The organism is Streptomyces sp. WZ-12 (genome assembly GCF_028898845.1).
In the GTDB taxonomy this organism is placed as follows: domain Bacteria; phylum Actinomycetota; class Actinomycetes; order Streptomycetales; family Streptomycetaceae; genus Streptomyces.
On record NZ_CP118574.1, the window covers coordinates 7,316,585 to 7,327,935 of the forward strand.

12 protein-coding genes and 1 riboswitch are annotated in these 11,351 nt (G+C 66.9%); of the genes, 4 read left to right on the top strand and 8 right to left on the bottom strand.

What is annotated here, in order from left to right:
• Positions 1 to 18: 18 nt before the first annotated feature.
• A complete protein-coding gene (locus tag PV796_RS31950) occupies positions 19 to 345 on the bottom strand; it encodes a hypothetical protein (RefSeq protein WP_274917104.1) in 327 nt (108 codons plus the stop codon).
• 173 nt (positions 346 to 518) lie between these two features.
• On the opposite strand from PV796_RS31950, the gene PV796_RS31955 reads away from it, so the two are divergent.
• Positions 519 to 767: a GntR family transcriptional regulator gene (locus PV796_RS31955; RefSeq protein ID WP_274917106.1), complete on the top strand. Its 249-nt coding sequence runs from the start codon at positions 519 to 521 to the stop codon at positions 765 to 767.
• Between the two features lie 52 nt (positions 768 to 819).
• Here PV796_RS31955 and PV796_RS31960 read toward each other — a convergent pair whose 3' ends face one another.
• From PV796_RS31960 to PV796_RS31970, 3 genes are all read right to left on the bottom strand, one after another.
• Positions 820 to 2,001: a methyltransferase domain-containing protein gene (locus PV796_RS31960; protein WP_274917107.1), complete on the bottom strand. Its 1,182-nt coding sequence runs from the start codon at positions 1,999 to 2,001 to the stop codon at positions 820 to 822.
• A complete protein-coding gene (locus PV796_RS31965) occupies positions 1,998 to 2,135 on the bottom strand; it encodes a hypothetical protein (protein WP_274917108.1) in 138 nt (45 codons plus the stop codon). The genes PV796_RS31960 and PV796_RS31965 overlap by 4 nt, the downstream gene beginning before the upstream one ends.
• A 201-nt stretch (positions 2,136 to 2,336) precedes the next feature.
• Positions 2,337 to 2,549 carry a hypothetical protein gene (locus PV796_RS31970; RefSeq protein ID WP_274917110.1) on the bottom strand — a complete coding sequence of 71 codons (213 nt, stop codon included), beginning with the start codon at positions 2,547 to 2,549 and terminating at the stop codon, positions 2,337 to 2,339.
• Positions 2,550 to 2,661: 112 nt separating this feature from the next.
• Between PV796_RS31970 and PV796_RS31975 the strand changes: the two genes are divergently transcribed.
• Together PV796_RS31975 and PV796_RS31980 are read left to right on the top strand one after the other, a co-directional pair.
• The gene (locus PV796_RS31975) at positions 2,662 to 3,498 is read left to right on the top strand and encodes a helix-turn-helix domain-containing protein (protein ID WP_274919319.1); all 837 of its coding nucleotides are present in this window, start codon (positions 2,662 to 2,664) and stop codon (positions 3,496 to 3,498) included.
• Positions 3,495 to 3,695 (top strand): DUF397 domain-containing protein, encoded by a 201-nt coding sequence (locus tag PV796_RS31980; protein ID WP_274917112.1) that lies wholly within the window; start codon positions 3,495 to 3,497, stop codon positions 3,693 to 3,695. Before PV796_RS31975 ends, PV796_RS31980 begins: the two co-directional genes overlap by 4 nt.
• A 214-nt stretch (positions 3,696 to 3,909) precedes the next feature.
• Here the strand turns inward: PV796_RS31980 and PV796_RS31985 are convergent, their stop codons facing one another.
• The 4 genes from PV796_RS31985 to PV796_RS32000 all read right to left on the bottom strand — a co-directional run bounded on the left by PV796_RS31985 (position 3,910) and on the right by PV796_RS32000 (position 8,966).
• Positions 3,910 to 4,407 carry a phage terminase small subunit P27 family gene (locus PV796_RS31985; RefSeq protein ID WP_274917113.1) on the bottom strand — a complete coding sequence of 166 codons (498 nt, stop codon included), beginning with the start codon at positions 4,405 to 4,407 and terminating at the stop codon, positions 3,910 to 3,912.
• 564 nt (positions 4,408 to 4,971) lie between these two features.
• Entirely contained in the window at positions 4,972 to 5,814 is an 843-nt protein-coding gene (locus PV796_RS31990) for a phage major capsid protein (RefSeq protein ID WP_274917115.1), read from the bottom strand.
• A gap of 47 nt (positions 5,815 to 5,861) precedes the next feature.
• Positions 5,862 to 6,317: a hypothetical protein gene (locus tag PV796_RS31995; protein ID WP_274917116.1), complete on the bottom strand. Its 456-nt coding sequence runs from the start codon at positions 6,315 to 6,317 to the stop codon at positions 5,862 to 5,864.
• Positions 6,318 to 7,286: 969 nt separating this feature from the next.
• Positions 7,287 to 8,966, bottom strand: a complete 1,680-nt coding sequence (locus PV796_RS32000) for a recombinase family protein (protein ID WP_274917118.1) — start codon at positions 8,964 to 8,966, stop codon at positions 7,287 to 7,289.
• 972 nt (positions 8,967 to 9,938) lie between these two features.
• A riboswitch (FMN riboswitch) is annotated at positions 9,939 to 10,069 on the top strand.
• Positions 10,070 to 10,255: 186 nt separating this feature from the next.
• Here PV796_RS32000 and ribD point away from each other — a divergent pair.
• Complete coding sequence (ribD, locus tag PV796_RS32005) at positions 10,256 to 11,350, top strand: bifunctional diaminohydroxyphosphoribosylaminopyrimidine deaminase/5-amino-6-(5-phosphoribosylamino)uracil reductase RibD (RefSeq protein WP_274919320.1); 1,095 nt, start codon at positions 10,256 to 10,258, stop codon at positions 11,348 to 11,350.
• The last annotated feature ends 1 nt before the right edge of the window (position 11,351 follow it).

Sequence of the window (11,351 nt, forward strand, 5' to 3'; positions counted from 1 at the left end):
CGGTTATCCCGTCGCGGGTCATGCGGACACCGCCCCGGCAGCGGCGAACGCGCTCGCGGGGAACGGGGCACCGGGATAGCTGTACGGGTAGTCCGCGCCCATGGTGGCGAGCACTGCGGCGCGCCGCCGCTCACGGACCGCGTGCAGTTCGAGCGTGGTCTCGGCTTGCTGTCGGAAGAACTCGGCAGCTTCCTCTTTGGTCGGTCCGGTCCAGGGGCGGGACCAGGGGCTCACGGGTGCGGGTTCGGTGTTCGGTTCGGGGGTGGGGGTTGCTGCGTGTCGTCCTTGGGCGGGCAGCAGTAACCGCAGCATCCACACCAGGGCGTTGGCGATACGATCGCGCATGAGTCGGTCAGCTCCTAGATAGCTGTGTCGGCTAAGCCCCGGCGGACCGCTTAGGACCGGTCTTCCGGGGCGTTTTCGCGTTCGACGGTAGCGAGCATGCATAGAGATGTCTATGTGCAGGTGTATACAGGGGTCTCTATGCAGCCACTGGAGGTGATAGGTAGGTTCCGCGCGTGTTTGAGTTCGACCCCACCCGGCCCAAGTGGCACCAGATCGCCGAAGTATTGCGCCGACGCATTGACAGTGGCGAGTACCCAGCGCGGCACCTGGTATCCGAGGTTCAACTAGAGAACGAGTTCGACGTGACCCGGACCACGGTCCGCAAGGCGACTGCGGCGCTGCGCGAAGAGGGGCTAATCATCACAACGCCCGGGATGGGGTCATTCGTCAGCGAGCGCGCGGCCGACCAGAACGGCGACTAGCCCCGCCCGCACGCCACGGGGGCAGTGCACGGACGGGGCTTCGGGGCTGTCACTAGGTGACAGGCCGGTCGGGTACCAGGTCGTCTGGCGAGTCGAGCCACACCCGCTCGCCGTCGTCGTCCACGGTGAGCCCGAACCGCTCGAAACCGGGGCGGCCCTGGTTGTCCCACCAGCGCCACGCGGCCTCTAGTTCGTCCCAGAGCTGACGGGGGCCCGACTGGATGACCGGGAACCTCTCGCGGCCCTTCTCGTAGTCGGCCGTTGCCCACGATGTAACGCCCGTGTCCATGAGCCACAGTCGGTAGGCCCCGTCGTCGCCCCACTCGACGCGACAGAACAAGTCCGGCACCTGCACGCCGATGGCAAACATGTGCACCCAGTCGCCCACGCTGTCCGGGGAGAGCTCGGTCTCGGACCGGGCGCCAGTGCCGGGCCACTCCTCTCCGTCCAAGTACGCGCTAGTCGGCGGCAGTTGCTTGCGCTGTGCGCTGATTCGCATGAACGCCGACGAGCCTACGAACGGGCCGGATGCCGATCCGTCCTCGGCGACCGTGAGACGCGCTACCGCTTCCCCGCCGTACGTCGGGCCCCACGGGGTCACGATGACACCCCCAGGCCGCGTCTGCGTCCGCCAGGCAGGGGGGACAGACCGGACCGAACACGTGGCGATCACGCGGTCGAACGGGGCCCGCTCCGGGTAGCCCGCCGCCCCGTCGCCGACATGCACCAGCGGGTGAAACCCCGCCAGGTTCAAGCGCGTTCGCGCGTCCTCGGCCGTCGCCGGGTCAACCTCGACGGACACGACGTGATCGGGGCCCAACCGGTGTGACAGCAGACTCGCGTTCCATCCCGTTCCGGTGCCGATCTCCAACACTTCGTGCCCGGCCTCGGCGCTTAGCGCGTCCAGCATCGAAAAGACCATGGTCGGCATGGAGTTGGAACTAGTCGGGGTTCGGCCCTTCTTCGGGCCCGTGTACTCCCCGTTGTCCCACTGGGTGGTGATCGGTGCGTCGCGGTAGACCGCCTCCCACCATACGTCGGGCTGTTCGTCCCGGGCCACGCGGTCGTCTTGGCGGTTCATGCCCGCCTGTCCCGGCCAAATCGTGTCGGGCACGAACAGGTGACGGGGCACCGCCTCGAAGGCGGGCAACCAATCGCTTGTCAGCGCTCCCTTTTCCATGAGCGCGGAGGCGAGCCGCTTGGGGCCCGCCTCCTTGAGTTCGTGCTCGGTCACTTGCCGTCCGCCGGGCCCTGGCCGTCGTTGGTGTTGCCACCCTCGTCGGAGCCGCCACCGCCGTGCTTGTTGCCGCTGTCGCTGTCGTCCTGCGGGTTACCGCCGGTCGCCATCGTCAACCACCATGCGTTCATGTCGTTACCTCCTTGTTGATGGTGCTGGATACCCGCCCCCTGGGACGGGAGTATGTGGGGGAAGGGCAGGGGAGCAGCCACCGCGCTACCACTTCCGGCCGGTGTTCTTACCCGTGTCCGAGCCGTACGACGAGCGGCGATTCTCCTCGGCGGCCCGCTCGCGCAAGTCCTTGGCGGAGCCCTTCTCCTTCGGCTTCTCACTCATCGCCGGGCCGCCTCCAGGATCCGGCACAGCCGCTCCGTGTCCGAGTCAGACAACGGCGGGGGTGCGACCTTCTCCACCAGGGCGCCGCTGGCCCTCTTGAGAGTGGCGACGACTGGTTCACCGTCAAGGAATCCGGCCGATTTGAGCGCGTCGTTCAGGCGCTTGCACAACTCTTCGACCGTGCGTGCCGTTGCGGGGGTAGCGCACATGCTCGCCTCCTTGGCTCTCAGTAGCGCTTCCACTACCGGGGAGGTTCAGCGTGGCTCACACCTGGGAAGCGTTCAACGTGTTGCCGATGGACGGAAGGTAGGCGAACGGGCCATAAACAAGAACGAGTTGAACCCGGATGCATCACCCGAGGCGGCCTACGGAGCGCGTCTACGCAGCCTGCGGGAAGCGCGCGGCTGGACCCAAGAGGATCTTGCCAGCCGCACGGACTATTCCAGCGTGCACGTTTCCGCCGTCGAAAATGGTCGGAAACCTCCAACCCTCCGCTTTTCCAAGGGAGTTGACGCGGTGCTTGGGCTGGTCGGAACGGACGCCTCGTTCGAACGCGAGTACCGGCAGATCAAGCACGGCAACTTGTTGGAGGGCTTCCCGGAGTACGTCAAGTACGAGGGTAAGGCGGCAGAGATCAGGCTGTTTGAGATCGGACTGGTGCCCGGCCTGTTGCAGACGCCGGAGTACGCGCGGGCGGTGGCAGATGGTGACGTACAGCGCGGAGCCATCACGCCCGAACAAGCAGAGGGGCGGGTTTCCTTCCTCGCGAGGAGGCAAGCCGCGTTGGTGCGACCCCGGTCCCCTATGGTGCTTGTGGTGATGGACGAGAGTTGTCTTCGCCATGCGGTCGGCGGTGCCGAGGTGATGGAAGCTCAGTTTCGGCGGTTGGTCGAAGTCGCCTCTCTCCCCAACTGGGTGCTGCAGGTGTCACCCTTTGGCATAGGGGCGCGGCGGTCGTTCAACCTCCCAATGAACTTACTGACGATGTCAGACCTGTCTGCGGTCGCGTACGCGGAATCCCAGTTGCGGGGGCACCTGGAGCGCGATACGGCAGCCGTGCTGCCATTGTTGACGGCCTACCATCAGTTGCAGGCCGAAGCTCTGTCCCAGACGGCATCGGTGGACATGATCAATGAGGTACGGAAGGGCACCCCATGACGACCAACTCCCCCCGCTGGTTCAAGTCCTCCTACAGCAGCAACGGCGGTAACTGCGTCGAGGTCGCCGCCAATGTCCCCGGCGCCGTCCCCGTCCGTGACAGTAAGGACCCGCACGGCCCGGCGCTGGCCTTCTCTGCGCTCGCGTGGCAGGCGTTCGTGGGCCAGGTGAAGTCAGGGTCACGGCCGGCCCTGTAAGGCTGACAGGCCGGCCGCTAGCCGCTCGGAAACGCCAACGGCCCCGGCTCCCTCCTGTGACGGAAGGAACCGGGGCTTCAACATGCCAGGAGCACGGAACGGCGCGGATAGATCTGCGCGGAGGGCTGACGGCCCTTAGAAAGGGTTATGACGGAACACCCGTCGAAACTCATCGCCCTTGATGGTCCGCATGCCGCACCACCGCCGACGGAGGTCAGTCCCAGATATCCGAGTCGTCGTCCTCGGGTTCCGGTGCCGTGATCGCCGAGCGAGCACTTGGCGACAGGCCCAACTCGCGGATATACCGGGCTAGTTGACTACGGTACTGCCCTGCGATCGTAGCTGCGCCGTTCTTCACCGTGCCTCGCTCGGCGGTCACCATGAGCCCGCGCTCGGACAGGTCCCGCTCCGCCTGGTCGATGCGGGCGACGCACACGCACAGATCTTTGACCGTGGTGTGATCCACTTCGCCGATACCGGCTGCCACTTCCAGGATCGGGACGACCCGGCGCCACTCGGCCGAAGCGACTTGCCGGCATCGGGTGTTCGCTGCCTCAACAGCGGGATCGGGTGATGCCTTGAAAACCTCGTTCCAATCCGGCTCGGCGAGGATGGCGCGCGGGACAACCACGCCTTCTTTGATTGCGGTCTTTGCCGGGTTGCCTTCTCTCCTCCGTTGGATTGCTGGTTTGGGTCGGTATCTGTCTGCCATTCACTCTCGCTTACTTGACTAGCCCGTTTCGGGGCTCCCAAACTTTACTCCAGCACCGGCGCAAGTTTCTTTTCTCCCTCTCGCTCATTCTGAACAGCGCATCGGGGGTGGTGCCTGGTCAGTGCGACGAGCGTTCGCGTGATTCACGTCGCGAACGGGCTTCGGCGGCGAATCCGCCTGGCTGATTCCTCGCCGTTTCGCGGTTATGGCAATTCGCGCACAGCGAGCGAAGATGCTTTGTCGAATCCGGATTCACCTCGCCTTTCGCCATCAACTCGCGTCTACTCAGCGGGAAATGATCGGCGACATTCGCCGCACGACCACACAGCGCACACCACGGATTCGCATACAGGAATTCCTTACGGATTCGCTGCCATCGCGTCGTGTATACCGCGCCACCACGCGACGCGCGTTGCTTGTTCGCCTGTTGCTGGTGATCCTTGCATCGTCCACCCGTCGTCAGCTCGGGGCATCCGGGGACACTGCAAGGGGGGCGGGGTTTCTTTGGCATGGGGGCTCCAATGGGGGGCCGGGGGCTTATGTTGAACCCCCGGCCCATGGTGGTTACTTGGCAGCGTTCTGAATCATCACGTGCGCCCCGGCGACGGGGAATGCGAATCCGACGCGCATGGTGCCCTTGACGGCCACGCGGTCACTGGTGAAGTAGACGGACTTATCCACGTCCAAGCGCGTGCCCTCGCGAACAACGGTGAGCATGTCGGCCCGGCTAATTCCGTAGACCACATCGGCCGGCGCATACGGCGAAACGAACACCGGACGTCCGAGGATCTGCCGCCGACCCACGGCAGTCATATCGGAGTTGAGCAAACCGCGATTCGAATTCGCCTGATCCTTGAGCTTGGCCAGTTCCAGCGCAGTTGCCGCGCTCATGACCCATGCGGTGATGTTGCCGCCCGCAGCCTCAGACAACGACAACGCTTCTTCCAGCGGGTCCAGGTTGGTGTACGTAACGGGCGCGGGCACCTTCGATATGCCGTCCAGAGCAGCGAGGCCCGAGGGGTTCGGGGCATTGAGCTTGTTCAACAGTGCGTTGTCCACGCTGTTGGCGATCTGGCGGGCAATGGACCGGCCGACCTGGTCACCAGCGGACGGGGAACTGTCCTCCGCCATCTCCCGGCTGATCACGGTAAGTCCCGCGAACTTGGCCGGAGTCACCACGATTTCATCGAACTTCACGTCGGACGGGGTGATTTCTGCGCCCTCTTCCACGGCGCCAACCGTGACGTCGGATGCGAGCAGCGGAACGCGGTAGCGGGTGCTGCCGGTCTGAATGATGGTTCCCACCTGCATGGCGAGCGACAGTTCCTGTACGGGCTTCTCGACCAGTGCCCCGTACTCGTCGGGCAGAATCCCTTGCGTGCCGGGCGTGTTGGTGTAAATGGACATGCTTTCCTCGGTTCTCTTCGGTGTGTCGGGTTAGTGGCTACGGCGTGTCAGTGACGCTGCCCGCGAAGTGCCGACTTCCAGTTGGGCGCGTCGTCATCGGCGCTGCTGTGCGCCCCGCCCCCAACGTCACCCCAACCGATTGGACGGGCTGCAAGGTTGGGGCGGGACTTCAACAGCGCATCAAGTGCGGCAGTGACCTTTTCGGTATCAACGTCGCCGTCCTCGCCGAGCAGATCGGCAACCTGCTGCTTTCCGAGGTCGAAAAGGTCGGAGGGAACGTCAAGACGCTGCGCCGCCTGGCGTTCGATCTCTCGCAACAGCATCGCGTCAATCCGCTTTTGCGCTGCCTCCAAGCGGCTGTGCGCTTCGTCTAGGGCCTGGCGGTGATCCTCCGGAACAGACTCCCCGCCATCGACTGCGGGGCGCTCAGCGGACGCCGTGGCGGGGTCCTCGGGGGTCTTGGCGTGCTCGTCCTGGTCGTGCATGTTCTCGATGGTTTCCATAGGCGGTTGCCGCCCTGGTCGGGGCGGTGCTCCTTTCGAGAGTGGGCATGAAAAAGCCCCTGCGTGTGGTCACTCAGGGGCGAACAGAGTTCAGGCAGTTGCCTGTTATGCGGTTCGGCTAACTGTGCTGCGAGTCGAACGCAGGGGACTTGAGCAGTGCTCGCGCGGCTACATGTTGTGCGCGGAACGGTCTCGCTCCCAGGATGGGAGGGAGACCGGAGGTTTCCCGCGCCCCGAGGGGCGCCAAGCAGGATCACCGGTCTCTCCTCCGGGCTGTAGTGGAGAGCGGAGGTTTCCCGCAGTGTCGAACCGTGACGGTGTGCCGAAATGTGGTCCGGTCTCTCTTCTCTCTTATTTTTTCTACGTGTTCTAAAAAAGTGGTGTAAACCGTCACTCCATCACCATCCTTCTCCGCTGTAGGGCAGCCCCGGCCCGAGCCCGGAGCCGACCGGACCCCGCAGGGCGCCTGTACGCCCGTCTGCGGGCACGCGAAAGCCCCGGCGACCTTGGGAGTCAGCCGAGGCTGTTCGGGTCTGTGGTGCCTGGTTACGCGGCTGTTGCGAGCACCTGCGCAGACAGGTTCTGGTGCGCCTTCGCCCTCGGCGTTAGGTGCGCGGTAATCCCGCTCTCGGAAGCGGCAGGGAGCAAGCCTGGTAAGCCCTCACCTCGAACTAGGCGGAACGGCACGTCTCCCGGATTGGGTAGGGTGCAAGCCTTGCCGGGGCTGGAGAAGTGTCAAAGTGCCGGAATGAATCACCGGCTCGGTATCCCTTAGGTTTTTCTAGGGATATCTGGGTTGTGTTGTAAACCGTCACTCCAACACCATTCCTCTCCGCTGTAGGACAGCCTCGGCCCGACCCCGGAGCCGGCCAGGCCCCGCAAAGCGGCCTGTACGCCCGTCTGCGACCATGCGAAAGCCCCGGCGACCTTGAGGGGTCAACCGGGGCTGTTCGGGGCTGTGATGACCGGTTACGCGGCGGTTGTGAGTGTCTGCGGTGTCAGGTTCCGGTGTGCGTTTGCCCCGGGTGTGGGTGCGTGGTCGGGGTTGTCTTCCGCTGCGAGGTGATCGGCCATGGCTGCGGCTTCGCCGATGCAGGGGTCAAGGTCCCCGGTGATGGTGAACTCCACCCGCCGCAGATCGAGCTTCCGCCACCCGCCCTTGGTCCCGCGCTTCACGTCCAGGCGGGCGCCTGCCTCGATGAGCATGGCGCGTTTGCCTGCGGTGTCGGCTGCGTGCCATTCGTCGGCGAACGTGCGCCCCGTGGGGATGATCTCGCGCCGGGGCTCGGTCTTCTCCCGCGTCTCCAACTCCGCCAGTCTCGCGTCAAGTGCATCTGCTCGGCGCTGCCACTCGGCTTGGGCTGCCTTGGACTTCTGGCGCCCCTTCTGTTGCTGGTGTTCGGCGAACTCGGCTGCGGTGGCGTCGATTTCGGGCTGTGGGTCGTAGCCGGGTATCTCGGTGACGCGAGTGAACTGCACCGGGCCGACCAGGCGCAGGAACTCGGCGGTGACGTACTCATCCACCCATGTATCGCGGATGGTGACCGGGGCCGGGCAGCGCGATCCGTTCTTGTAGGACCCGCAACCGTAGTTGCGCAACGCCTTGTTGAGGTACATGCGGCTGCCGCAACCGGTGCAGTGGATCACCCGCAACAGCAGCGCCACCGAGTCCTTACGCGTGGGCGCCTTCTCCGCCGTGGGCTTCGGTGCGAGCAGTGCGCCGATCTGGTCGAACTCCTCGCGGGTCACGAGCGCCGTTTCGGACGCCATGACGGGGTTGCCCTGGTCGTCACGGACGGGGTTGTCCTTGTGCATCTTCCAGCCCAGCAGTGCGGGGCTCGTCAGCATCCGCACGATGGTCTGACCACGCCACGCACCGCGCGTGTTCTTCAGCTCGTCGATGTCGGGGGTGCCCTTGCGGCGGGCTTTGTATGCCGTCCAGTGCGCCGAGGGCGACAGCACCCCGTCCGCGTTGAGCATCCGCGCGACGGCGTGCACCGTCTTGCCCTCCAACAGGGCCGCGATGATCCGCTCAATGACACGCACGGCGTCCGGATCGGGGACGAGCGTCCAGCCGACCCCGCCGTGATTCGCCGGCATAGGGGCCGGAAGGTAGCCGTAGGCCGGACGCGAGCCACGCCACCGAAGTGCTATCTTCCGCAGGGCCGCTTGGGCGCCGGTCACGCGGGCCTTGATGGAATCCGTCTCCACCTGTGCCGCGAACGCGAGCATCGTCATCCTGAGCATGGACATGGGGTCCATGGGGTTGCGGAAATCCAGGACCAAGCGATCCCCACCGACCCCCTCGGCGAACACAATCATCTTCCGATGCATGCGGGCCCACTTCGCCAGCTCGTGCATGTCCTCCATGGACCGGATTGCGCGATCGAAGCGCCAGAACACCAGGGCATCGAAGTCGGCGGGCCGGGCGAGCCAGCCGCCGAGCTGCGGACGATCAAACGGCCCGATCTTGGACGCGGACACGTCCAAGTCCACGGCTTCCCGCAGCTCATCACCCTCGCCAAAGTCGATTCCGAGGGCTGCCGCCGCGATGTCGTCGGCCTCGCGCTGCCGCTCGGGGCTGGTCGTCTCGTCCGTCCGCACCGAGAGGCGGATGCACCGGACCCCGCGCAGGGTCTCGGTGAACACGGTTCCTACTGTCGCATCGTTCTTCACGACATTCTTAGGAGAGCGACGGTTTCCCGAACCAGGGCTGACCTGCACAGATGTCGACACCCTGCTTGTCATGTCCCTTGCAGGGTCGGGCGCATTCTGCGACTTCCTAGCTCGCGCTGCCACCACGGCGGATCACTCCAGAACTATGAATCTGGAGCTTCGGGATTTCCCACCGCGCGGGTTGCTGTTTTGCGCCTTGCGGCGCGGGCGGTGCCGCTGCGCGGGGCGGGCCGAGTTGTCTGGTCCGCTGCGCGGGGCTGTTGGGGTGCGGTGACGGGCCTGCGGGGCGGGCATGCCAGACTGCTTCGCTTTACGTCTGGCACACCCGCCCCTCCGGCCCGTCCCCTCCCGTTGGGGGTGGGTGAAAACGGTGGGTGCCACGTCCGCTCGGTGGGTCAACTCGGGCCACTGGGTTGGGTGGTGACCGTAAGAGGAACGGGTGGCCTCAGCGACCGGGTGGTGACCGTCAGTGGACCACAGTGGCCAGCCCCCGACTAGAGAATTCCACCCACTCAACGGGAGGGGACGGGTCGGAGGGGGTGGTATGCCAGACGTAAAGCGAAGCAGTCTGGCATGCCGCCCCCGGAGGCCCGTCACCGCAGCCGACAGCCCCGCGCAGCGGATCGGCCCGCCGCAGGCGCAACGGTGGGACAGCCGACAACGTGGGCGAGGCCCCGCGCAGCGGAGCCGCAGGCGCAACGGTGGCACAGCCGACAACGTGGGCAGCAAGCCAAGCGCAGCGGCCCCGCCGCAGGCGCAAAACAGCAACCCGCGCGGCGGGAAAGCCGCCAACGTGGGCAGCAGCCGGCCGCAGGCCCACGGCGGGACAGCCACCAACGTGGGGAACACCCGGCCGCCAGGCCGGAAACGTGAGGCAGCCCACAACGCCGGGCTCCCCCCGCCCCCGACCCCCATGGCAGACTGGGCGCGTACAGACATAAGCAGCAGCGCACTCCGGGGTCGGTGTAATTCCGAACCGGCGGTAATAGTCCGCGACCCGTCCGCAGCCAGCGGCCGGTTGAGCAGGTGGAATTCCTGCACCGACGGTGAAAGTCCGGATGGGAGGCAGTGCGCGGCGGGCGAGCTCGACGTACACCGCCGTCGGCGGCGCGTCCGAACGTTTTCGGGCGGGCCACTCCTTTCGGCACCGGTGTCGTCGTGCGTTTCGCGTCCGCTCCTGTCGTTCTCGACAGCCCCGGAGTCCGTGCCCGAAGAGGCAGGAGGACCCGGTGGCCACCGAAGCCCCCGTGGAGATCGCGGCGATGCGCCGGGCCATCGAGCTCGCCGCCCACGGCCTCGGTCACACCAGCCCGAACCCGGTCGTCGGTTGCGTCGTCCTGGACGCCGCGGGCGACATCGTGGGCGAGGGCTGGCACCAGCGGGCTGGCGGGCCGCATGCCGAGGTCCACGCGCTGCGCGCCGCGGGCGAGCGGGCCCGGGGCGGGACCGCGCTGGTCACCCTGGAGCCCTGCAACCACACCGGGCGGACGGGGCCGTGCGCCCGGGCGCTGATCGACGCCGGCATCGCCCGGGTCGTCTACGCCGTCGCCGACCCCAACCCCACCGCCACCGGCGGCGCGCTGACGCTGGCCGAGGCCGGCGTCGACGTCGAGGGCGGGCTGCTCGCCGACGAGGCGGCGGCCGGCAACGAGGCGTGGTTGACGTCGGTGCTGCGCGGCCGCCCGTTCGTGCTGTGGAAGTACGCGGCCACCCTGGACGGCCGGATCGCCGCCGCCGACGGCACCAGCCGTTGGATCTCCTCGCCCGAGTCGCGGGCCGATGTGCACCGGCTGCGGGCCGCGGCGGACGCGGTCGTGGTCGGCTCCGGCACCGCCCGCGCGGACGATCCGCACCTCGGCGCGCGGCTCGCCGATCTCGCGGACGGCGAGGTCAGCCAGCCGCTGCGGGTGGTCCTCGACTCCGACGCCGGCGTGGTCAAGGCCGGCGCCCGGGTGTTGGACGGGACCGCACCGACCCTGATCGCGGTCGCCGAGGACGCGGACGCCACCCACCTCGAAGGGCTCGCGCCGATCGTCCGGTTGCCGCGCGCGCCCGAGGGCCGCGGCCTGTCCATCCCCGCCCTGCTCCGGGCCCTGACGGCCCGCGACGTGCGGTCGGTGCTGCTCGAAGGCGGGCCCACGCTCGCCGGGGCCTTCCTCGCCGCCGGGGCCGTCGACAAGGTCGTCGGCTATCTCGCGCCGGTGCTGCTCGGCGCCGGCCCGGCCGCCGCCGGCGACGCCGGAATCACCACCCTCACCGAGGCGTTGCGGCTCGATGTGACCGACACCGCCCGCCTCGGCCCCGATCTACGCATCACCGCCACCCTCAACCGCCACGCCCGCACCGAGGAGAACTGAC

Bases quoted from the DNA above. Each gene is read 5' to 3' on its own strand.
- PV796_RS31990 (WP_274917115.1), bottom strand. From the start codon at position 5,814: ATGTCCATTTACACCAACACGCCCGGCACGCAAGGGATTCTGCCCGAC.
- PV796_RS31985 (WP_274917113.1), bottom strand. From the start codon at position 4,407: ATGGCAGACAGATACCGACCCAAACCAGCAATCCAACGGAGGAGAGAA.
- PV796_RS31980 (WP_274917112.1), top strand. From the start codon at position 3,495: ATGACGACCAACTCCCCCCGCTGGTTCAAGTCCTCCTACAGCAGCAAC.
- PV796_RS31970 (WP_274917110.1), bottom strand. From the start codon at position 2,549: ATGTGCGCTACCCCCGCAACGGCACGCACGGTCGAAGAGTTGTGCAAG.
- PV796_RS31965 (WP_274917108.1), bottom strand. From the start codon at position 2,135: ATGAACGCATGGTGGTTGACGATGGCGACCGGCGGTAACCCGCAGGAC.
- ribD (WP_274919320.1), top strand. From the start codon at position 10,256: ATGCGCCGGGCCATCGAGCTCGCCGCCCACGGCCTCGGTCACACCAGC.
- PV796_RS31995 (WP_274917116.1), bottom strand. From the start codon at position 6,317: ATGGAAACCATCGAGAACATGCACGACCAGGACGAGCACGCCAAGACC.
- PV796_RS31950 (WP_274917104.1), bottom strand. From the start codon at position 345: ATGCGCGATCGTATCGCCAACGCCCTGGTGTGGATGCTGCGGTTACTG.